Source organism: Pseudoxanthomonas sp. 68-E7 (genome assembly GCF_057773145.1).
Map to the genome: position 1 here is coordinate 335,616 of NZ_JBYMTI010000006.1, position 21,017 is coordinate 356,632.

The 21,017-nt window shown below is 64.4% G+C and carries 15 protein-coding genes and 1 pseudogene; 14 read left to right on the forward strand and 2 right to left on the reverse strand.

The genetic code is table 11. The features are described from left to right. Positions 1–16 precede the first annotated feature (16 nt). The 9 genes from AC3DE2_RS16480 (at position 17) to AC3DE2_RS16520 (ending at position 9,399) form a co-directional block, all read left to right on the forward strand. On the forward strand, positions 17–679 hold the full coding sequence (locus AC3DE2_RS16480) for a glutathione S-transferase family protein (protein WP_488427080.1): 663 nt from the start codon (positions 17–19) through the stop codon (positions 677–679). A 210-nt stretch (positions 680–889) separates the two neighbouring features. Beyond that, positions 890–1,291, forward strand: a complete 402-nt coding sequence (locus AC3DE2_RS16485; RefSeq protein ID WP_488427081.1) for a hypothetical protein — start codon at positions 890–892, stop codon at positions 1,289–1,291. Positions 1,292–1,299: 8 nt separating this feature from the next. Further along, a complete protein-coding gene (locus tag AC3DE2_RS16490; protein ID WP_488427082.1) occupies positions 1,300–2,058 on the forward strand; it encodes an aminoglycoside adenylyltransferase family protein in 759 nt (252 codons plus the stop codon). 113 nt (positions 2,059–2,171) lie between these two features. Beyond that, on the forward strand, positions 2,172–2,807 hold the full coding sequence (locus AC3DE2_RS16495; RefSeq protein ID WP_488427083.1) for a DUF6348 family protein: 636 nt from the start codon (positions 2,172–2,174) through the stop codon (positions 2,805–2,807). Positions 2,808–3,838: 1,031 nt separating this feature from the next. Further along, on the forward strand, positions 3,839–6,058 hold the full coding sequence (locus AC3DE2_RS16500) for a TonB-dependent siderophore receptor (protein ID WP_488427084.1): 2,220 nt from the start codon (positions 3,839–3,841) through the stop codon (positions 6,056–6,058). 38 nt (positions 6,059–6,096) lie between these two features. Then, a complete protein-coding gene (locus tag AC3DE2_RS16505) occupies positions 6,097–7,176 on the forward strand; it encodes an alpha/beta hydrolase (RefSeq protein WP_488427098.1) in 1,080 nt (359 codons plus the stop codon). Further along, positions 7,173–7,460, forward strand: a complete 288-nt coding sequence (locus tag AC3DE2_RS16510; RefSeq protein ID WP_295382000.1) for a hypothetical protein — start codon at positions 7,173–7,175, stop codon at positions 7,458–7,460. The genes AC3DE2_RS16505 and AC3DE2_RS16510 overlap by 4 nt, the downstream gene beginning before the upstream one ends. Then, a complete protein-coding gene (locus tag AC3DE2_RS16515) occupies positions 7,457–7,759 on the forward strand; it encodes a hypothetical protein (protein ID WP_488427085.1) in 303 nt (100 codons plus the stop codon). Before AC3DE2_RS16510 ends, AC3DE2_RS16515 begins: the two co-directional genes overlap by 4 nt. 20 nt (positions 7,760–7,779) lie before the next feature. Further along, positions 7,780–9,399 (forward strand): PepSY-associated TM helix domain-containing protein, encoded by a 1,620-nt coding sequence (locus AC3DE2_RS16520; RefSeq protein WP_488427086.1) that lies wholly within the window; start codon positions 7,780–7,782, stop codon positions 9,397–9,399. 6 nt (positions 9,400–9,405) lie between these two features. Here AC3DE2_RS16520 and AC3DE2_RS16525 read toward each other — a convergent pair whose 3' ends face one another. After that, the gene (locus AC3DE2_RS16525) at positions 9,406–9,909 is read right to left on the reverse strand and encodes a GNAT family N-acetyltransferase (RefSeq protein WP_488427087.1); all 504 of its coding nucleotides are present in this window, start codon (positions 9,907–9,909) and stop codon (positions 9,406–9,408) included. 246 nt (positions 9,910–10,155) lie between these two features. Next, positions 10,156–10,560, reverse strand: coding sequence for a VOC family protein (locus AC3DE2_RS16530; protein WP_488427088.1), 405 nt, complete (start codon positions 10,558–10,560; stop codon positions 10,156–10,158). A gap of 366 nt (positions 10,561–10,926) precedes the next feature. Here AC3DE2_RS16530 and AC3DE2_RS16535 point away from each other — a divergent pair, with 366 nt between their 5' ends. The 5 genes and pseudogenes from AC3DE2_RS16535 to AC3DE2_RS16555 form a co-directional block, all read left to right on the forward strand. After that, positions 10,927–18,222: a toxin TcdB middle/N-terminal domain-containing protein gene (locus AC3DE2_RS16535; RefSeq protein WP_488427089.1), complete on the forward strand. Its 7,296-nt coding sequence runs from the start codon at positions 10,927–10,929 to the stop codon at positions 18,220–18,222. After that, positions 18,219–18,773, forward strand: coding sequence for a hypothetical protein (locus AC3DE2_RS16540; RefSeq protein WP_488427090.1), 555 nt, complete (start codon positions 18,219–18,221; stop codon positions 18,771–18,773). Before AC3DE2_RS16535 ends, AC3DE2_RS16540 begins: the two co-directional genes overlap by 4 nt. A gap of 97 nt (positions 18,774–18,870) precedes the next feature. Beyond that, a pseudogene (locus AC3DE2_RS16545) lies at positions 18,871–20,046 on the forward strand (RHS repeat-associated core domain-containing protein); the annotation flags it as partial. Beyond that, on the forward strand, positions 20,043–20,522 hold the full coding sequence (locus AC3DE2_RS16550) for a hypothetical protein (protein ID WP_488426834.1): 480 nt from the start codon (positions 20,043–20,045) through the stop codon (positions 20,520–20,522). The pseudogene AC3DE2_RS16545 and the gene AC3DE2_RS16550, both read left to right, overlap by 4 nt. A gap of 130 nt (positions 20,523–20,652) precedes the next feature. Next, positions 20,653–21,017: hypothetical protein (locus tag AC3DE2_RS16555; protein ID WP_488427091.1), on the forward strand; the 365-nt coding region annotated here is incomplete at its 3' end.

Genomic DNA, 21,017 nt, shown 5'->3' on the forward strand with positions numbered 1-21,017 from the left:
TCTGCATGTGGTCTGCATGCGACGGGCCGCCGCCATTGCTTCGACCGGGAGACACCACGTGCTGAAAATCTGGGGCCGCATCAACTCGTCCAATGTGCGCAAGGTGTTGTGGGCGGCGGAAGAACTCGGCCTGGCCTATGAATCCATCAATGCCGGCGGCGCATTCGGCCTGGTCGACGGTCCCGAGTACCGTGGCAAGAATCCCAATGGCCGGGTGCCGATGATCGAGGACGGCGACTTCGTGCTCTGGGAATCCAATGCGATCGTCCGCTACCTGATGGCGCGATACGGGACGGCGGATCTCCATCCGGCCGATCCCGCCCTGCGCGCCGATGCGGACAAGTGGATGGACTGGACCACCTCGACCTTCGCCGGACCGTTCCGCGATGTCTTCTGGGGCGTGTTGCGAACCGCGCCGGAACAGCAGGATTGGCCCGCCATCCGGACCGGCATTCATGACATCGACGCGCTGCTGCGGATTCCGGAGCAGGCGCTCGCCACCCAGCCCTATCTTTCCGGCCAGTCGTTCGGTATGGGCGACATCCCGCTGGGCAGCTTCATCTACGCCTGGTTCGGGATGCCGATCGAACGGGCGCCGGCACCGCACCTGCTGGCCTGGTACGAGCGCCTGAAGGCGCGGCCGGCCTACCGGAAGGCGGTCATGACCGCGCTGACCTGAGGCGGCCGCGACCGCCTCATCCGTTTCGTCCGATGACAGGGCGAAGTGCAAACGCATGAAATTCCTGCAGGCGATGCCGACGGTGACGGGCGGCAGGGGAAACGGGTTCATCCGCGGGCAGTGGCTGCGCCGGCTGTGACGCAAGGGACACGAATGCTATGGTCAGGCGGCGGGCACCGCAGACGTGCGGCGAGGCGGGGAGTGCCACGGATGAAAAAAACACTGATCAGCGTAATCCTGGGAATCGCCTCCGGGCTGGCGACCGTCTACATATCGATCTACGTGCTGGGCCATACCAGCGCGTTCGTGATGCCGCATGGATTCCCGATTGTCCTCTGGCATGCCGCCATCGTGCTGGGGCTGGGCGCGTGCGCGGTGGCGCTGCTCGTCCACTTCCTCGCGCTCCGGTTTGTTTCCGGGCATGTCCTGACGGCGTTGCTCGCCTTTGTCGCCACCGATGCGGCTGCGCTGGCGGCCATTGGCGCGTTGCACGCGAGTCCGCAGACCCTGTTGGCCTGGACGCTGGGCGCGGGTGCGGCTTCGTGGTGGGCCGCGCGTCGCCGGGCGCAGGCAAAGCCGGGTTGCTCCGGGTCCATGAGGTCCGACCGTTGATCCCCCACGTGGAAGTTCCGCGGCAGGCGCGTGACGCCGCCGATCTGCTGTCCGCGCGGTTCGGGGACGATCTTCTGGCGATCTACCTCTACGGTTCCTTCGTCGAGGGCGGCCTGCAACCCCAGAGCGATATCGACCTGCTGGTGATACTGCGGCGTTGCCTGGATGGCGCCGCGCGCGGATTGTTGATGCGCGATCTGCTGGCGTTGTCCACCTATCCCGCGAAGGACGGCGTGCAGCCGCTGGAGGTGACCTGCCTGGTCTTGTCCGACATCCAGCCCTGGCGGCCTCCCGCACGCCGTGAATTGCAGTTCGGCGAATGGCTGCGCATGGAGATTGAAGACGGGCGGGTGCCGGAGGCGGAAACGGATCCCGACATCGCCCTGCTGCTGGCGCAGGCGCGCGGGAAGGGAATCGCGCTGCGGGGACCGCCCGCCGCCGACCTGCTGCCGGAGATCCCGGCAGGAGACCTCCGTGCGGCCATCGTCCGGATGATGCCCGAGGTCGCACGCCACTGGCGGGGCGAGGAGACGCATGCGCTGCTCACGCTCGCGCGCATGCGGGTCACCCTGCGCGATGGCGACATCGTCGCGAAGGACGTCGCCGTGGCGCGCATCGTCGGGCAGGTGCCGTCCGTCCACCACCCCGTGCTCGCGCACGCGGTAGCGGTCTATCGCGGGGAGGCGGAGGATGACTGGAACGGCTGGGAGACACGCGTGGAAGCGTGCGTCGACCACCTGGCCGCCATCGTACGGGAAGCGGAATGAGGGCCGAGCCGCCGCGTGCCGCGTTGGCATTGGATGGCGCAATCGCGTGGTCGCGCTTGGCGGATTCGACTCCAGCCGCGAAGATGGTGGCTGCCGACGAAACTTCCCGCCCGATGATCACGTCCACCACCACCGAATACCTGGCCCGCCTGTTCGAAGCCCACCACATCGCCCATGTCACCGAGGGCGACTGGATCGCACCCGGTGGCGAGCTGCCGGCGATGCGCGCGATCTGGCACCCCGGCGACACCACGGGCCGGCTGGACGTGCACGTGGTGCTGCCGGACAAGACCATCGTCGAGGAGAACTTCGCCGGCATCGGCGAGGGCGAGGACGGCCTGAACGATGGCATGGCGAATTTCACCCGCAACGCCTTCCATGTGTTCCTGTCGGCGCTGTGGGGGCAGGCGGACGAGGAGCAGGTGACGGTGGAAACCTGGTCGATTGCCGGCCGCGATTACACCGCGCATATCGGCAACTTCGGCACCCGCGGATCGGCGGGTGCGCAGCCGCCGATACCCGAGGGCCTGTTCGCCCAACTGGAAGCCGCCGTCCGCGCTGAAACACTCGCCTCGCACACGCACTGGTTCCGCTTCTTCTTCTGCAACCTCAACGGCGCGTTTACCGTGGAGGCATTGCGCGACAACGAACCCTGGGAAGCCGGCGAACGCGCGCTGCGCTCGGCCGGTTGGGCGGCGCAGGACGGCTACTACAGCGTTCGCCTGTTCCTGATGCTGCGGGCGGCTTGAGCGCATCCGGCGGTTTGATGGCATTGCAGTCTGTCCGGCGGCGAACGGAGATTGGTTTGGAGATTTCCGGAATCTCAACTCCGTCATTCCAGCGAACGCTGGAATCCATGCCGGCGCGGTGTCGCAGGATTCGGTGGTGGCCGGTCTCTCCGCAAAAATGGGTCCCAGCCTTCGCTGGGACGACGGCAGTTGGTTGACGGGCCTCGGAATCTCAACCCCGTCATTCCAGCGAAAGCTGGAATCCATGTCGGCGCGGTGTCACGGGATTCGGTGGTGGCCGGCCTCTCCGCAAAAAATGGGTCCCAGCCTTCGCTGGGACGACGGCAGTTGGTCGACGGGCCTCGGAATCTCAACCCCGTCATTCCAGCGAACGCTGGAATCCATGTCGGCGCGGTGTCGCGGGATTCGGTGGTGGCCGGTCTCTCCGCAAAAAGGGGTCCCAGCCTTCGCTGGGACGACGGCAGTTGGTTGACGGGCCTCGGAATCTCAACCCCGTCATTCCAACGAACGCTGGAATCCATGTCGGCGAGATGTCACGGGATTCGGTGGTGGCCGGTCTCTCCGCAAAAATGGGTCCCAGCCTTCGCTGGGACGACGGCAGTTGGTTGACGGGCCTCGGAATCTCAACTCCGTCATTCCAACGAAAGCTGGAATCCATGTCGGCGCGATGTCGCAGGATTCGGTGGTGGCCGGTCTCTCCGCAAAAAATGGGTCCCAGCCTTCGCTGGGACGACGGCAGTTGGTTGACGGACCTCGGAATCTCAACCCCGTCATTCCAGCGAACGCTGGAATCCATGTCGGCGAGATGTCACGGGATTCGGTGGTGGCCGGCCTCTGGCGAAAGTGGGTCCCCGCCAGCGAGTGGAACGACGAAGCCCCTGGCGGAATCGGGGACGGTCTTCGCCGGAAGGACAGGCGCCTTGATCTAAATCAATTGCGAATCATTCTCATCTGGGTAGAATGTCCCCCGACAGCCGCTGCGGACGCAGTCAGCCAACCCCCTTTGCCCCAGGTTGGTTTCCGTGTCCAGCATGCAACGGCGCGTTTTCGCGCGCACTCCGCTTTCCCTCTCCCTCGCATCGCTCTTCGCACTGTCCGCCAGCACGATGGCGCAGACCGCGTCGCCTTCGGCGGGCGAGGCCGATGCACCCGCGCCCACCACGCTCGATACCGTCCGGGTCAATGCCTACCGGACCACTTCCCACGCGCAGGGCGCGACCAAGACCGACACCACCCTCGCCGAGACACCGCAGTCGGTGTCGGTGATCGCACGCGAGGAACTGGATGCGCGCGGCGTGCAGAACCTCAACGACGCCATGCGCTACGTGGCCGGCGTTAGCCTGGAAAGCACCGGCATCGACAATCGCGTCGACGACTTCCGCATCCGCGGTTTCGATGCCGGCAGCTGGAGCAACAACGTCACCCTCGACGGCATGCGCGCGCCGCAGGGGGGGCAATGGAACCGGACCATGTTCGACAGCTGGAACCTGGAACGGGTCGAAGTGCTGAAGGGACCGTCCGCCGTCATGTACGGGCAGGTCGCTCCGGGCGGCATGGTCAACCAGGTCAGCAAGACCCCCCGGCCGGATGCGGAGCAGCAGCTGCGCATCGGCGTGGACGGCCACGGCCAGGCCAGCGCCGCGTTCGACGTCGGTGCGGGCAAGCAGGGCGATGCGCACCTGTTCCGGCTGGTCGGCCTGTATCGCGACGGCGACACACAGATCAAGCACACCGAACAGAAGCATGGCTTCCTCGCGCCAAGCTACAGCTGGCAGATCGCGGAACGCACGCGCCTGACCCTGCTGGGCCTGTACCAGAAGGACGATGGTGGATCGACCTACCAGTTCCTGCCGATGGATGGCACCCTGCGACCGACCCGCTATGGCCGGATGAAGAACACCACCTTCATCGGTGAGCCGGACTGGAACACCTTCGATCGCACCATCTGGACCGCCGGCTGGCTGTTCGAACACGCCTTCAACACGAACTGGACGTTGAGCCAGAGCACGCGGCGCACGCACGTGGATTCGCTGTTCCGCACCGTGGTCACCAGCGGCGGGCTCAATCCCGATGGCCGCACCCAGAACCGCCGCGCCACCTGGGGCACCGGCGATTCGGACGGCGATACCGTCGACACCCGCCTGCAAGGCAAGTTCGACACGGGCGCCGCCTCGCACACCCTGTTGCTGGGCGTGGACTGGCAGAAGGCCGACTGGGATGCGCAGCGGGGTGCGATGACCAACCCGGCGCCGATCGACATCTTCCGTCCGGTCTATACCGGTTACGTGCCGGTGACCCGCAGCATCAGCCTGTCGCGCGGCATCAATCGGCAGACGGGCGTGTACCTGCAGGATCAGATCGCATTGGACAACTGGCGCTTCACCCTGGGGGGCCGCTACGACTGGACCAAGGACGACACCGCGACCGCCACGCGCACCGTGGCCACCGGCGTCACCGGTGCGTGGACGCGCACGCAACTGGACGCCGAGGCCTTCACCGGCCGCGCCGGCGTGGTCTACCTGTTCGACAACGGCCTCACCCCGTACATGAGCTATGCAGAATCGTTCCAGCCCTCTACCACCAGCGTGCTGCAGAGCTTCACCCGCACGCCATTCGATCCGATTACCGGCAAGCAATGGGAAGCTGGCCTGAAGTACCAGCCGGCCGGCTTCGACGGGCTGGTGACGCTGTCGGCCTACGACCTGCGCCAGCAGAACGTGCTGACCCAGGATCCGGATCCGGCGCACAACACCTGCGGCGCCACCGGCCAGGATCGTTGTTCCATCCAGGATGGCGAGGGACGCGTGCGCGGCATCGAACTGGAAGGCCGGATCACGCCACTGGAAGGCTTCAGCGTAATCGGCGCGGCGACCCGGATGGATTCGGAAATGACCCGCAGCGATCTCTACCGGGGCAAGCAGATCGCGATGGTGCCGGACTACACCGCATCACTGTGGGCGGACTACACCTTCCAGGGTGGCGCGCTGGCGGGACTGAGCCTGGCCGCTGGCGTGCGCTACAACGGCGAAAGCTACGGCGACAGCGCCAATGTGTTCCGGATTCCCGCCTACACGCTGTTCGACGCGGCCCTGCGCTACGACCTGGGCGATTTCGGCGGCGTGCATACGCAATTCAGCCTCAACGTCAGCAACCTGTCGGACAAGCTGTACGTGTCGACCTGCGGCGGCGTGTCGTCCTGCTACTACGGCAGTGGCCGGACGGTGATGGCGACGGCGAGGCTCAGCTGGTGAGAGTGCTGTCTGGTTTCATCATGTCGGTGTTGCTGGCGATGGCGATACCCGCCGTCGCGCAGCCGGACCCGGGACGTCGCATCGGCACCACGGTCGCCGACACCGGTGCGCCGGGATACCGCTTCGAACGCGTCACCCTGCCGGCGCAAGGGGGCGGGCAGGGCTATCGGCTGAACCTCGCGATACCGCTGGCGCCGCCGCCTTCCACGGGCCATCCGGCGGTCTGGTTGCTGGATGGCAACGCGGCACTGATGGAAACGCCGGCCGCCTTGTTGCAGGAACTGGCAACGTCACCGGTGCCGCCCTTGCTGGTATTCGTCGCCCACGACAACGATCTGCGCATCGATGGCGCGGCGCGCGCGCTTGACTACACCCCGCGCCTGCCGGGCGGAGAGGCCGCACAGGTGGATCCGATGGGACGCCGCAATGGCGGTGCGGACGTTTTCCTCGACTTCCTCACCGGCGTGGCGCGCGAGCGAGTGCGTCAGGTAGTGCCGCTGGATGACGCGCGACAGGCGATTTGGGGGCATTCCTACGGTGGCGTGCTCGTGCTGCATGCGCTGTTCTCGCGGCCGGCGGAATTTGATGTCTACGCGGCGGTGGATCCTTCGCTGTGGTGGGGTGATGGCTACCTGTTGAAGGAGGCCGTCGGTGCGCGGCCCGCGTCGGCAACGAGGTTGTGGCTGGCCGCAGGCGAGAGCGCCGATGAAGTTTCATCGGCGAAAGCGCCCCCATCCCAGCCTTCCCCCGCTGGCGGGGGAAGGGGCGGAAGCGCGGCACGTTCGCCCGAAAATCCGCTTCTTCGTTCGCCGGGGAATGCAGGAGGCGCGGAGCGCCCGCCCGAAAGCTCCCTCCCCCGCTTGCGGGGGAGGGCCGGGGTGGGGGCCGCCGAAGCCGATTTACGATCCGCCGCAAGCGTCGATCGACCGGATCACACCCCGATGCGGCGTGCACGCGAGGCGGTGCCGCCGGGCGCGGCGAAGGATCTGGTGGAACAGCAAAAGGCGCGCGGCTTCGACGCGCGCTATGTTCCGCTGCCGGGCCTTTCGCACGGGCAGACGCTGGGTGCTTCATTGCCGCTGTTCCTGCGTGGGTTCGCGCAATCGGGATCACCATGAACCCCATCCTGATCGTACTGGCCTCGGGTGCCGGCATCGCAGGCGCCGTGCTGCTCTACCTGGCTTCGCCACAACAGTCGTGGCGTGCCACCGGGCCGTGGCCCGCGCGGGCACGCGGATGGCCGGGCGGGCTGTGCCTCGTAATCTCGCTTGCGGCGCTGCTGCAACTGCTCGGTGCGCTTGCGGCGACGTTCACCTGGTTCACCCTGTTGATGCTGGTGTGGTCGGTGATGCCGTTCCTCGGCGCATGGCGGGCGCGCAACCGGAAGCGGGCGGCGCGATGAGCCAGGCCAAATCCAAACTGCAGAGCCGGCACTGGCTGGGCAAGAGCTGCGCCGGGCTGTTGCTGGGCTTCGGCCTGGCGCTCGCGGTGTCGGGCCTGTTCGCGTGGTGGGGACCGGGCGGCATCGCCGGTGGACCGGGCAAGCTGCAGTTCAACATGTGGCTGATGGCGCCAATCTGGGCGCTCGTGCTGGGTTTCGTCTTCCTGTTCCGCACCCCGCTGCGCGCGTGGCTGTGGCTGTCGCTGGCCAACGCGCTGGCATTCGGCCTGCTGTATGCCAGCCGCTGGCTGGCGGGCTGATTCTTCCTATCGGGCCCCGCATGCGCATCCGCAACGACATCATCAAGGTCTACAAGGACGTCCACATCTGGGTGGGCATCCTCAGTGGGCTGTGCCTGTTCATCGCGTTCTATGCCGGCGCGCTGACCATGTTCGAGAAACCACTCGAACGCTGGGCCAGTCCGCCGAACCATCTGGCACCGGCACTGCCGCTGGAGCGCGCGCCCGAGCTCGTCGCCGCCACCATCGCCGCGCATCCGGAAGCCGCGCGCGACTATGAAATCCGCATCACGCCAACACCCGATACTCCGGCGCGGATGCTGTGGCACGTGCGCGGCGAGCGGCGCGGCGATGTCGCCAGTTTCGCCGCCGCGCTGGATGGCGAAGGCCGCCTGCAGACCCAGGCACTGGAGAAAGCCGAGGTCGCGGAGTGGATCGACGTCCTCCACCAGCAGGTCGGCCTGCCGTTTCCGCACGAGGTGGCGATGCCGATCATGGGCATCATCGCGTTGCTGTACTGCGTGGCGCTGGTGTCCGGCGTGATCGTCCTCCTGCCGACCCTGGTCAAGGATCTGTTCGCGCTGCGCCTTGGCCACAACCTCAAGCGCATGTGGCTGGATGCCCACAACGCGCTCGGCATCCTGAGCCTGCCGTTCCATATCGTCATGGCGCTGACCGCCGTGGTGTTCGCCTTCCACGATCAGTTTTACGACCTGCAGGAGCGGGCTGTTTATCCGACCGCCATCGAATGGGGCGGGGAGCCGCCGCCGGAGCGCCCGCCGGGCGCGCAGGTGATGCCGCCCGCGGAACTGGTTCGGCGGGCCCGGGCGCAGGCACCGGGTTTCGAAGTGCTGGCGGTGAGCTACCAGACCCGCGGCGGGGTGACCCAGGCACGGCTGGAAGGCGTGGATCCGCGCCATCCGATTCGTGGGCGCATCTCCACCCTGGTCGGCGCCAATCCCTATACCGGCGAACTGCACACGGACGACATTCCCGGACGCCATGCGGGCTACGAGACGGCGATCGCCAGTTTCTTCAGCCTGCACTTCGGCAATTTCGGCGGACTGCCGGTGCGCTGGGCGTACTTCCTGCTCGGCCTGGCCGGCGCGATGCTGTTCTATACCGGCAACGTGCTGTGGCTGGAGTCGCGGCGCAGGAAGGAGCGCGGCCTGGGCATCGTCGTCCAGCGACGTTCGAGCCGGGTGATGGCCTGCCTGACCGTGGGGGTGGCGCTGGGCTGCGTGGCCGGCATCTCCGCCACGCTCGCCGCGGCCAAGTGGCTGCCGGGGCGGGTGGAGGATCCGGCGGCGTGGCATCGGATCGTCTACTACGCGGTGTTCCTGGCGGCGACGGGATGGGCGTTCCTGCGTGGCGCCGGCCGCGCGTCCTGGGAGCTGGCGCTGTTCGCCGCATTCGCAACCCTGTTGATTCCCTTCAGCAGCCTGCTTGGGCGCTGGCATCTGGGCGGCGCGTGGTTTCCCTCCGGTGCGCTGGCGTGGGTGGATGGCATCGCACTGCTGGGTGCGGGCGCGTTGGTGCTGATGGCGGTGCATGCGCGGCGGCGCGCGCGCTTTGGTCCGCGCGACAGCGTGTGGGCGGATGCGGACATGGCGGCGACGCTCCCGGCGCGAGCGCGGCCAGAGCATCCGGCATCCGGTTGAACGGCATCAGCCCCGGGCCGGCAGATCCTTGCGCAGCAGGGCGACGACACGCCCGTCGGCGGTCACCCTGTCATCCAGGCGGGTGAAGCCAAGGCGCGTATGGAAGGCGAGCGAAGCGGGGTTGGGCGGTGACGTGTTGACCTCGCAGCAGAGCGTCGGTGCGCCCAGCTCGCGGGCACGCGCTTCCATCGCGGCATAGAGCTTCCGTCCGAGTCCGGCGGCGCGCAACCCTGGGTCCACCACGATCTGATCCACATAGAGGAAGGGAACCCCCACGCTTCGTCGAAGTGCCAGGAATTCCTCGCCGTCATAGGCCTGGTCGCGGGAGAAGGCCAGCGCATAACCCACAAGACCACTTCCCGTTCCCGCGACGGCCATATGCAGGCCGGAGATCGCCATGAGTCGCGACAATTCGGCCGCATCGAGCGTGAACACCGCGGGCGTCGCGACGGCATTGAGCCGGAGCACCGCGTCGGCGTCATCGGCGTGCAGGGATCGCAAGGTGTACATGGGTGCAGTCCGGGGTTTGTCGGCAGCAGGTGGTTGCGTGCCAGGACAACGCGATGGCGACCACGATGCCGAGTCCGGCCAGCAGGCCAAGTACGCGCAGGCACAGGAACAGGATGCCGTTCGCGCAGTCGCTGCAGTATGCGTCGGAAACATCGTGATCCAGCCAGAACCAGGGCGGAAGGTCCACGGGCCATGGCAGCGCACCCGCCACGCGAGGCTGTTCGTGGCAGCGGCGGCAGATACGACTCATGCGGCGGGCCACTGGAAACACAGCAGGAAGCCGTCCGGATCGCTGACATACAACTGCTTCATGCCGTATGGCGCCACCTTCGGCGGTTCGGCTTCGACGCCGCGTTCCCGCAACCGTCGATACACCGCATCCGGATCCGGACAACCGAAGTAGAGGCAGACATCGCGATGTTGCGACATGCGCTGTGGATCCGGTGACGCCGGCCGGTCACCGGGTTCATAGGCCGTGTTCAACATCAGCTCCGCGCCACCCAGCCGCAACAGTCCCCAGTCGAACTGGTCACCGTCACGCGCCGACGTCTCTGCGATCTCGAAGCCCAGCACGTCCCGATAGAAGCGGACGGACGTTGGCATGTCGAAGACCTGGAGCAACGCGCACACACCCTGTACTTCGATGCTCATGACCTGTCTCCAAGGCATGCCCCCGGTCCATGGTTCCAATGGGTGAGGAATGGGGACAATGGACGCCAGTGTTGCACCAGAATGATATCGGCGCATCGGCAAGGCACCGCCTCGCCGACAAGAGGGAATGTGATCATTCCTTGACATTGTTATTTCTTGTCGCTGCGAATGTTGAAATCACAATTACACCAGAGTAAAACAGCGCTCAGGTGTCAGCAGAAGGTGGGCACCAAGGATTGTCGCAAGCGTACGCGGACGCGATGCATGTCCTGGCGGTGCGGGCGACAGGTTGTCATGGAAAAGCGCGCCGGGATGCGTGTAGGGGCGCGGGGAATTGGGGATTCCGCTGTGCCTATCGAGACTTCCGTGCCTTCGCCACGTTTGGCGATTGGCCTGTTTATCGTGGTGTTGACCGTGCTGCTGGCGCCTTTGGGCCTGCGCCTGGCGGATGTGATTGCACAGGTGGTCGGAGGTGGTTCGCCGCCGGGAGTCGTGGTGTATGCCGATCCCCTCTCTGATGCGGTATCGGCGACCGCCGCCGAGTTTCGAGTGGATGAATCCGGTGCCGCCACCTACGACGTGCCGCTGTATACGGTACCTGGAACGGCAGGCGTGGAACCGCGGTTGAGCCTTTCCTATTCCAGCCAAGGGGGGTACGGCCCGCTGGGCAAAGGCTGGTCGCTCGGTGGTCTCTCCTCTGTCACACGTTGCCGCGCGACGCGCGAGGCCGGCGACTTCCTGGGCGCGGCGACACCGGATGGCGATTTCCGCCCCATCAGTTTTTCCGCCTCGGATCGCTTCTGCTTGGATGGCCAGCGGTTGGTGCCGAGCACGGCGAGTTGTCCGGCCGCAGGCGGCATGAGTGGCATGGCCCTGGCCACCGAAATCGATTCGTTCCGCCGCATCTGCGCCTACACGGTCAATGCCGCGCTGGGACCGGCCTTCTTCACGGTGGAAGGCAAGGACGGTTCCATCAGCTGGTATGGAGACCGCGACAACAATGGCAGCGCCAACCGTCCGGATGGCTTTGTGGAAACCACGTCTCCAATGCGTCCGGGTGCGGCGCTGTTCTGGGCACAGACGCGCTTCCAGGATTCGACCGGCAACTACATCGATTACATCTATGCGGAAAATCCCTCCGGCGCGGGTACCGGTGAGCATCTGCTGGCCGAGGTGCGCTACACCGGCAAGATCGCGCTGGCCGGGCAGTCGGCAAGCCATGCGCCATACGCCAAGCTGCAGTTCAACTACAACGTGCGGCCGGCCGCGGAATGGACGCGCGCTTATGTCGCCGGCGGGGTAATCACGGGCTCGCATCGGCTGGACAGCATCACCAGTTGCGCCACCAGCGGCAGTTGCGCAAAGGAGCAGCAGGCGCGCCACACCTTGTTGACCTATTCCGTGGCGCCATCGGGAAGCGGCCTGGACACGCTGGTGGGGCTGCAGGAATGCCGCGACAACACCGCCGCGGTATGCAGTTCGCCGACTTCATTCCTGTGGAGCAGTGGCGCCAATCAGTTCGCCAGCTATGAGAAGCCGGCCAATCTTTCCCTGGCCACCGATCATTTCAAGCACTTCAAGCTGGGCGATTTCAACGGCGATGGGCGGCAAGATCTCGCGGTGCTTTACCTGGCGGGGCAAGGGTGCATCGGTGGAAGCTGGATCATCAGCATGCTGGGAGCGCTGGATACCGCGGGCCGTCCCACTTTCACCAACGCGACCTACAACTGCGTTCCCGTCGACATCACCGCCCGGGGGGAGGGCGCCTGGCACTTGTTGGACTACAACGGCGATGGGCGGGACGATCTGTTCGTCTCGAGCGCCGCGGGACTGGGGTGGCGTGTTCATCCTTCCAATGGCACGCATTTCGACATGACGGTGGATCTCATCGCCGGGCTTTCTCCGGTGGTGCCTTCGGACAATGCTGCGAACCAGCAGGCGCAGGTGGCTGATCTCAACGGAGACGGTCTGACCGATATCGTCTATCCCTCCGCTTCGGGGATGCGGGCCCGCTTGATGGAGCGTCAGGCGGCAGGCTTTGCTTGGGGATCCGAGCGGATGGTCCAGATTGATCCTGCCGATCTACAGGCGGCATACACCTGCGCACCAGGGGATACCTGCACCAGTACCGCGGCTACCGCGCCGAGTACGCTCGGAAGTTTTACGCAACTGGCGGACTTCAACGGCGATGCCGCCTCGGATCTCCTTATCCAAGTGACAACACGGATTCGTTTCGCGGAACCGATCTGTGACCCGCTGATGGCCGCGCGCAGCTATGAGAATGTGATCGTCGACTCGACGCCGGACACCGCGAACGCGCCGGCGCGCCCACCCTGTGTGACTGGGGGCACGGCCTACAACCTGATAGCTTTCAGCGTGAAGTCGCTGACGTCGACTACGGTGACGCTGGGGGCCTACGGCGCGGTGGCCACCGGGACGGTGTCCACGTTGCAGTTGGCTGATCTCAATGGTGACGGATTGACCGATTCGGTTTATCGCCGTATCGGAACCGGCCCTTGGCTATATCGGATCAACACCGGTGCAGGCATGCAGTATGACGTCGAGCTTCCGGTGCCTGGCGGATTGGAGGATTACGCGAAATTTGCCGACGTGAATGGCGACGGCCGCGCCGACGCACTCTATCTCGTGGATGTAGGCAATAAGGTTTACTACTGGCGCCGCGCGTTGGCCACGGGAGGGTTCGCCCCCGGTGCACCGCTGCCCGGCGGCAATGCCCGGCATTGCGATGGCAACTGCAATCCCGCCCAAAGTGCCGCTTGGTTCTCCGACACGGATGGCGACGGCAATCCGGATTTCCAGACCCTAAGTTTCTACGGCAGCACCGTCGCTTTGTATTTTTCGCGAGGCACCCAACTCTTCAGGCCCCGGGACGTCATCACTCGCGTCACCAACGGGCTGGGTCTGGAAACCGACATCACCTACGCCCCGCTGACCAATGCGGCCGTGTACCGGCGCGACACCGGTTCGCGCAACGGCCTGAACTGGGGGCGTGGTTCCGCGGTGATGGATCTGCTCACCCCGAACTATGTAGTGGCGCGGGTCGCCAGCTCCTCGCCGGTGGCGGGTGATCCCAGCGCCAAGGCCAGCGTCCACTATCGCTATGCCGGTGGACGCATTCAGGGCGGCGGGCGCGGCTTCCTCGGTTTCCGCGAAATCGCCACCGTGGATACCAACCAGTCCGGCGGTCATGTCGTGACCACCACGACCTACGCCCAGAACTTCCCGTACGTGGGCATGCCGGTGCAGACCGTGAAGTCGGCCGTCATCGGACAGGCCTACGCGGTGTCCCCCTGTCTGGCCGGCACTGTCAACGACAGCTGTTTTGCCACCCCGGGCCAGGCCTTCCCGTCACTGGGCGGCAGCTGGTTCTCCAACCAGATACAGAGCTGGGAATCGGCGCCGGCCACGTTGTCCGCGCAGGCGCCCCTGCACACCCGCACGCAGGGTTCGGAGGAATACCTGCGCGATCCCTACACCGGCGCGGTGACCAGCCGCGTGGCGACCGCTTTCAGCTATGGCGCGAACGGCAATGTCAGCCAGACGGTGGTGGATACCTATACCAGCGACAGTGCGCTGGTATCCACACTCATCACCAGCAACAGCTATACCGATGACGTCACCCGTTGGCGGCTCGGGCGCCTGACCGCGAGCACCATCACCCATCGCCGTCCCGGCCAGGCCGACGTGGTCCGCACGACCGGCTTCGGCTATGCGATGGGAGGCGCGGCCACCGGTCTGTTGAACGAGGAGCGCACCCAACCCGGAGGAAGTGCCGAACTCGCCTCCACCAGGACCTACACGCTGGACGAATACGGCAACCGCATCCAGTCCACCACCTGCGCCGCGCCCGCCACCAACTGCTCGACGGCGGGCCTTGCGTTCCATCCCACGGGTCTGGACACGGTCAAACGCTATTCGCGCTTGGAATATGACGCAGCTGGGCGTTTTCCCGTGGCGAGCTATGAACCGTTCTGGTCGGGCACGGGCGCGCAGGAACTGCGTACCACGTTCATCGCCGACCGCGATATTTTCGGCAATCCCGTCAATACGCTCGACGTCAACAACGTCCGCACCATGAAGATGGCCGGCCTGCTGGGGCGGGACTACTTCACCTGGGTGCGCACCGCGCCCAACGCCAACCCCGGGCAGGGCGGCGCCAGCGCCACTACCACCTACCGCTGGTGCGGCACTGGCGCCAATGCGGTCGAATGCCCGGATGGTGCCCGCTTCCGCCAGCAGGTGGCGGCGACGGAATCACCGCGCCAGTGGACCTACTTCGATGCGATGGGCCGCCCCCTGCTCAAGGCAGTGGAGAGTTTCAACGTCGGCGTGAACGGACAGGATGTGTCCGCTGTCTGCACCCAGTACGACACCGTGGGCAGGCCGACCCGCACCTCCAATCCGTTCTTCCTGCCGGGCGTCGCCGGGACCACCGGACCCACCGGCCTGGGGGCGGTCTGCGCCTCCGGCGAACGTCTATGGACCACGACCAGCTACGACATCCTCGGCCGGGTCACCGCCACGCAGACGCCCGATGGCAACCAGGTCACCACCACCTATGCGGGTCTGAGCACGACCACCCGTGACCAGCGCAACAACCCGGCCACCCAGATCCGCAACGGCAAGGGGGAACTGGTGAGCGCGGTCGATGCCAACGGCATGCAGACCGATTTCGCCTACACCGCCGACGGCAACCTGCGCAGCGTCAACCGCAATGCGGGCAACGGGGTCATCAGCAACAGTTTCAGCTATGACGTGCTGGGCCGGAAAATCCAGCAGAACGATCCGGATACCGGCATCACCCTGTTCCAGTACAACGCCCTGGGCGAGTTGATCGCCCAGACCGACAATGGCGGCTACCGGGTGGAACACGAACTGGACGCGCGCGGCCGTGTCTGGCGCAAGACCGCCAAGCTGCCCGGCGGCGCCGTGGAAACCGTGTCCACTTTCGATTTCGACAACGCGGTCAACGGCGCGGGACAACTGGCCAGCGAAACCATCGCCGGCAACTACGGGGCCTGGTCCGGACAGACCGGAACCGAGCTGGCTTACTCGCGCCAGTACTTCTACGATGCGCTCGGCCGCCCGCAGGGCAGCCAGGCGACCGTGGACGGGCAGTGGTATTTCAGTTCCCAGGAATACGATCTGCTGGGGCGCCCCTGGAAATCGCAGGATGCCAGCCTGCTGTGGACCAAGACCCAGTACGGTCCGCGCGGTCCCATCGCGATCTGCGCCAGCGACAGCGTGGACGTCAATGTGGCCTGTGGCAGCGGCCCGGAAACCTACCAGCGCACCCTCGCCACCGACGCCTGGGGCAACGTGGTGCGCGAGCGCCGCGGCGAGTCGGCGGCGATGGAAATCGTGCGCCAGTACCACGCCCAGACCGGCCGCATCGCTGAAATCTGCGCGGGCAACGCCGCCTGCAACCTGGTCAAGGAGGCCTATGCGTGGGACGCCGCCGGCAACCTGAGCACCCACCAGAAGGAAGGCCGCTACCTGGAGACTTTCACCTATGACGCGCTCAATCGCCTGACCGAAGGGCGATTGGCGTGGGCCAACGGGGTGCCGGTCAACCAGGCCACGCTACTCAATGCCTATGACGGCCTGGGCAACATCTGCAGCAAGAACGGCACCGGCTACGCCTATCCCGGCGGCGACGGCTGCGTCGGCGCGCTGGCGATGCCGGTGGCCGGACAGATGCAGGCGGCGCGCGACCTCAGCAGCTACCTGCTGCCGATGGAGAAGCGCGCTTCCCCGGGCGCCATGACCGGCGCCGCGTCGTCGGTCTCGTCGCCGCCGCTTGCCTCGCAGGTGGCTGGCAAGGAATCCTCCGGCGTGTCGTCTTCACGCCCGAAGGCATTCCAGCGTTCGGCCGTGGCCGCGCGTTCGAAGTTCGTGAATGCGCGCACGGCATCCACATCCCCCTCGTCACTGCTGTCGACCAGCGGCATCGTCGCGCTGGCCGCCATCACCGGCAGTCCGCACGCGGTCAGCCAGACTGGGGTGGGCGCCGCGGCGGAGTTCTATTACTACGACGAGCGCGGCAACCAGACCCTGCGCGATGCGCCGGGCACGGCGAACGACCGCACCGTCCGCTACAGCGCCGACGGCAAGGCGCATGAAATCCAGATGGGCAACGGCCAGCGGGTACGGTTCTGGTACGGTCCGGACGGGCAGCGCTACAAGCGCGAGGAAGCCGGCAAGGTCACGCTGTACCTGGGCGGGGTGGAACTCGTCCTGCAAGGAGGACTGACCACCGCCAGGCGCGTCATCGGCGGCATCGTCCAGCAGACGGTGGTCGGGGGCGCAGTACAGGCCACCCGGTACCTGTTCCATGACCAGTTGGGCAGTGTGGTGCGCATCACCGATGCTGCGGGGGCCCTCGCCGAGGGGCTGGACTTCACCGCCTTCGGTGAGCGCCGCAGTTACAGTGACCCCAACGGTTCGGGCAGCGCCTCGCCCACGACGACACGCGGCTTCACCGGGCACGAGATGGTGGATGGCACCGGCATCATCCACATGAACGGTCGCATCTACGACGCGGGGCTGGGCCGGTTCCTGCAACCGGACCCGCTGGTGCAGTCGCCGGACAATGCGCAGAGCTGGAACGCGTACACCTACGTGTTCAACAACCCGCTGGCGTACACGGACCCGACGGGGATGTTCACGTTCCGGCAACTGGTGGGCATTGCCATCGCGGTCATCGGCACGCTGGTCGCACCGCAGGCTGGCGGCTTCTGGGCCAAGCTGGGCTATGCGATGGCCATTGGTTTCGCTAGCGGCTACGTGGCGACGGGCACCTTCAAGGGCGGTGTCATTGGCGCGTTCTCGGCGGGCATCACGATGGGCATCGCCAATGCGGGCGGCCTGGACGCCTGGCAGAAGGTGGGTCTGCAGGCCACGACGGGCGGGGTGGTGGAGAGCCTGAGCGGTGGCAAGTTCGGGCACGGGTTCGTGTCCGCGGGCGTGACCGCGTCGGTGATGCCGCAGGTGGGCCATATTGGCAATGACGCCGGCCGCACGGTGGTCGGCGCGCTGGTGGGCGGTACGCTGTCCAAAGCCACGGGCGGGAAGTTTGCCAATGGGGCGGTCAGTGGGGCGATTCAGGGGGCGATGAGCAAGCGTGCCGATGAACGTGCTCAGACTGAGCCATATCTCAAGAATGGAAAATCTGCGTCCACCGACGTTGGAGATGAAATGGGGGGCGCATATCTTGATCAAGCAAAGAGAGATTTTTATTCGCTTAGGCGGTCAGGCGACCTTCCCGCAGAATTCGGATTCTTGACGGAAATAGAAACTCGCGAGTCGGCGGGTCTATTGGGTCGAAATCCAGCATTGAGCGAATATCTAGATGCGACGTACTATGATGTGGAAGGATATGCGGAACGTATAGGTGGCGATCGAGTTTCAATTCTCGGATACGCGGAAATAGATGGTTATGGTTATCCAAATAAGCCGATTCGATTCTTTAAGGGCTCAATGACATCTGATCGGTTGGAGAATTTAAAGAACTATGGTCACGAAGTTCTGCACAGAAACCCTAAGTTTGCTCAGCGATGGATTCGTGCAACAAGTCAGCCGGCGCATGATCAAATCCATAGAGAAATGGATGAAGTAATCGATAGGATTAGACTGCCATGAACGTAAAAATTAGCTCAATTCTTCTGACTGCTCTGCTTTTGGCTTCATTTGAGTCGAAGGCGCTGACTCCGGTGAGGCAGGATGTGCATGCAGAGGTTCGCAATGCAAAGTCAATGGCAATATATAGAGTTGTCTCAGGCAGGTGCCTTGAGTTCTTGAAGGTTGGAGGGTGCAAGAGAGCGCAATACGAGTTATCAGTTGTCAGCAGGTTGAGAGGTGTGCCGAGTGGTAATGTAACCACTGTCCGTGCAGGAATTAGACCTGGGTTTCTTCCGCTGGGATCGCTGGTGCTGGGTTATGAGAATTCGTACGGACATAAGCTAAGCCAGTCTCGCCAAGAGTTCGGATTGCTTCCTATTGCTGACATCAGCATTAACGGAGTTGAGGAGCGGGTCATAATTCTTTCAGAAGAAGAGGTTGCGCCTAATGTGAGGCATGTTGGATTCTACGAGCGTGGATCAAGCCCTCCTAGGGATATCATATTTAATGAGAATACTGGCCGTTATATAATGAGGGTTGCGCCATTTGGTTTGCTGCTAAAGGTTGATTGAGTTGCGGCGAAAATTTAGTTAATCACCACTGCGATCTGCGGCAATCGTAGCGGGCTAAGCGACCTAAAGCGCGGCCTGCAACCCCACGACGACGCGCGGCTTCACCGGCCACGAGATGGTGGACGGCACCGGCATCATCCACATGAACGGTCGCATCTACGACGCGGGGCTGGGCCGGTTCCTGCAACCGGACCCGCTGGTGCAGTCGCCGGACAACGCGCAGAGCTGGAACGCGTACACCTACGTGTTCAACAACCCGCTGGCGTACACGGACCCGACGGGGATGTTCACGTTCCGGCAACTGGTGGGCATTGCCATCGCGGTCATCGGCACGCTGGTCGCACCGCAGGCTGGCGGCTTCTGGGCCAAGCTGGGCTATGCGATGGCCATTGGTTTCGCTAGCGGCTACGTGGCGACGGGCACCTTCAAGGGCGGTGTCATTGGCGCGTTCTCGGCGGGCATCACGATGGGCATCGCCAATGCGGGCGGCCTGGACGCCTGGCAGAAGGTGGGTCTGCAGGCCACGACGGGCGGGGTGGTGGAGAGCCTGAGCGGTGGCAAGTTCGGGCACGGGTTCGTGTCCGCGGGCGTGACCGCGTCGGTGATGCCGCAGGTGGGCCATATCCGCAACGATGCCGTGCGGACCACCGTGGGCGCCTTGGTGGGCGGAACGCTGTCCAAGGCCACGGGCGGGAAGTTTGCCAATGGGGCGGTCAGTGGGGCGATTCAGGGGGCGATGGCGCGGCCACCTCAGCCACACCAAACTGGTGCGCTGGGCGATCCCGATCCCGTGGATTGGGAGAAGGGGTACAACGCTTCGACGCGGGCCAATACTGCTCTGAGGGAGGCTGGCTTCTTTAGTCGAGGTTATACCGAGGTAGAGTTGATCGGAATGAAGGAAAAGTGGGGTGATATCGTTTATCCAATCAGTGAGGAGTTCAGGACGGAGATAGGTGCGAAGATATATTGGCAAAAAAAGACGGACCTGTATTTTTTTGGCCCGGCGCACAGTTCCGGTCAATTTCATGTCGTTGCATTGGATGCACGCTACATTGGACTAAAAAGGCTAGATTTTGTTGAGTGGATGCACACGCATCCGTATCATGAACGAGCGATTCCAGATTTTTCTCCCGATGATTATCGATACTCAATCCGTCACGCTGTGGATGCCAATGTGGTTGGGCCGAGCTATAGGTATTCTTGGAGTTACGACAGATACTTGGAGAGACGGGGATATGCTGATGACTGGAATGCTGGGAAATATAATCCATGAAGACTAATTTGATGGCGCTGCTCGCATTTGCATTGGTGGCAATCATTGGTTGCACTAAAGAGAGCGAAAAAATGGCCTGCCAAGAGACTGGGTTCACGTCAGATCTGGTTTGCTCGGTGTCGTTCTTTCAGCTGCTTGGAAGCGCTCAATACTTAGGTCATGTTGTAAGGGTGAAAGGGTACCTCCATACGGAAACAGAAGGGGGGCTACGAAGGCGGGTGTTGTTCTTCTCAAAGGAGCAGCGCGATATCTCCAACATGGAGGCGGCTATTGAGATAGGGGCGTTTCATGAGGGGGTAAAGCCATCCAGAGTCGCGGCGTATGAGAAATCTCTTCAGGCAGAAGAAGGCTCATACATTGAATTGATAGGAACTTTCGAAAGAAGTGTGGATGCCGGATGGCAGTGGCCAAGTTACAAGATCGCAGGGTTGGTAGGCGTTACTCCAGTTTTTGATAAAACAGCTAGCCAACGCTGATCTGTAACGTCTCAGATTCGTGTGAGCCAGACGCACGTCAGGAAATGCTAAGTAGCGCCTGCTGCACGGTCGCCGGTGCGCTGGTGGGCGGCACATTGTTGGAAGCCATAACAGCTCGTTCCGGCAACTGGTGGGCATTGCCATCGCGGTCATCGGCACGCTGGTCGCACCGCAGGCTGGTGGCTTCTGGGCCAAGCTGGGCTATGCGGTGGCCATTGGTTTCGCCAGTGGCTACGTGGCGACGGGCACCTTCAAGGGCGGTGTCATTGGCGCGTTCTCGGCGGGCATCACGATGGGCATCGCCAATGCGGGCAATCTGAGCGCCTGGCAAAAGGTGGGTCTGCAGGCCACGACGGGCGGGGTGGTGGAGAGCCTGAGCGGTGGCAAGTTCGGGCACGGGTTCGTGTCCGCGGGCGTGACCGCGTCGGTGATGCCGCAGGTGGGCCATATCCGCAACGATGCCGTGCGGACCACCGTGGGCGCCTTGGTGGGCGG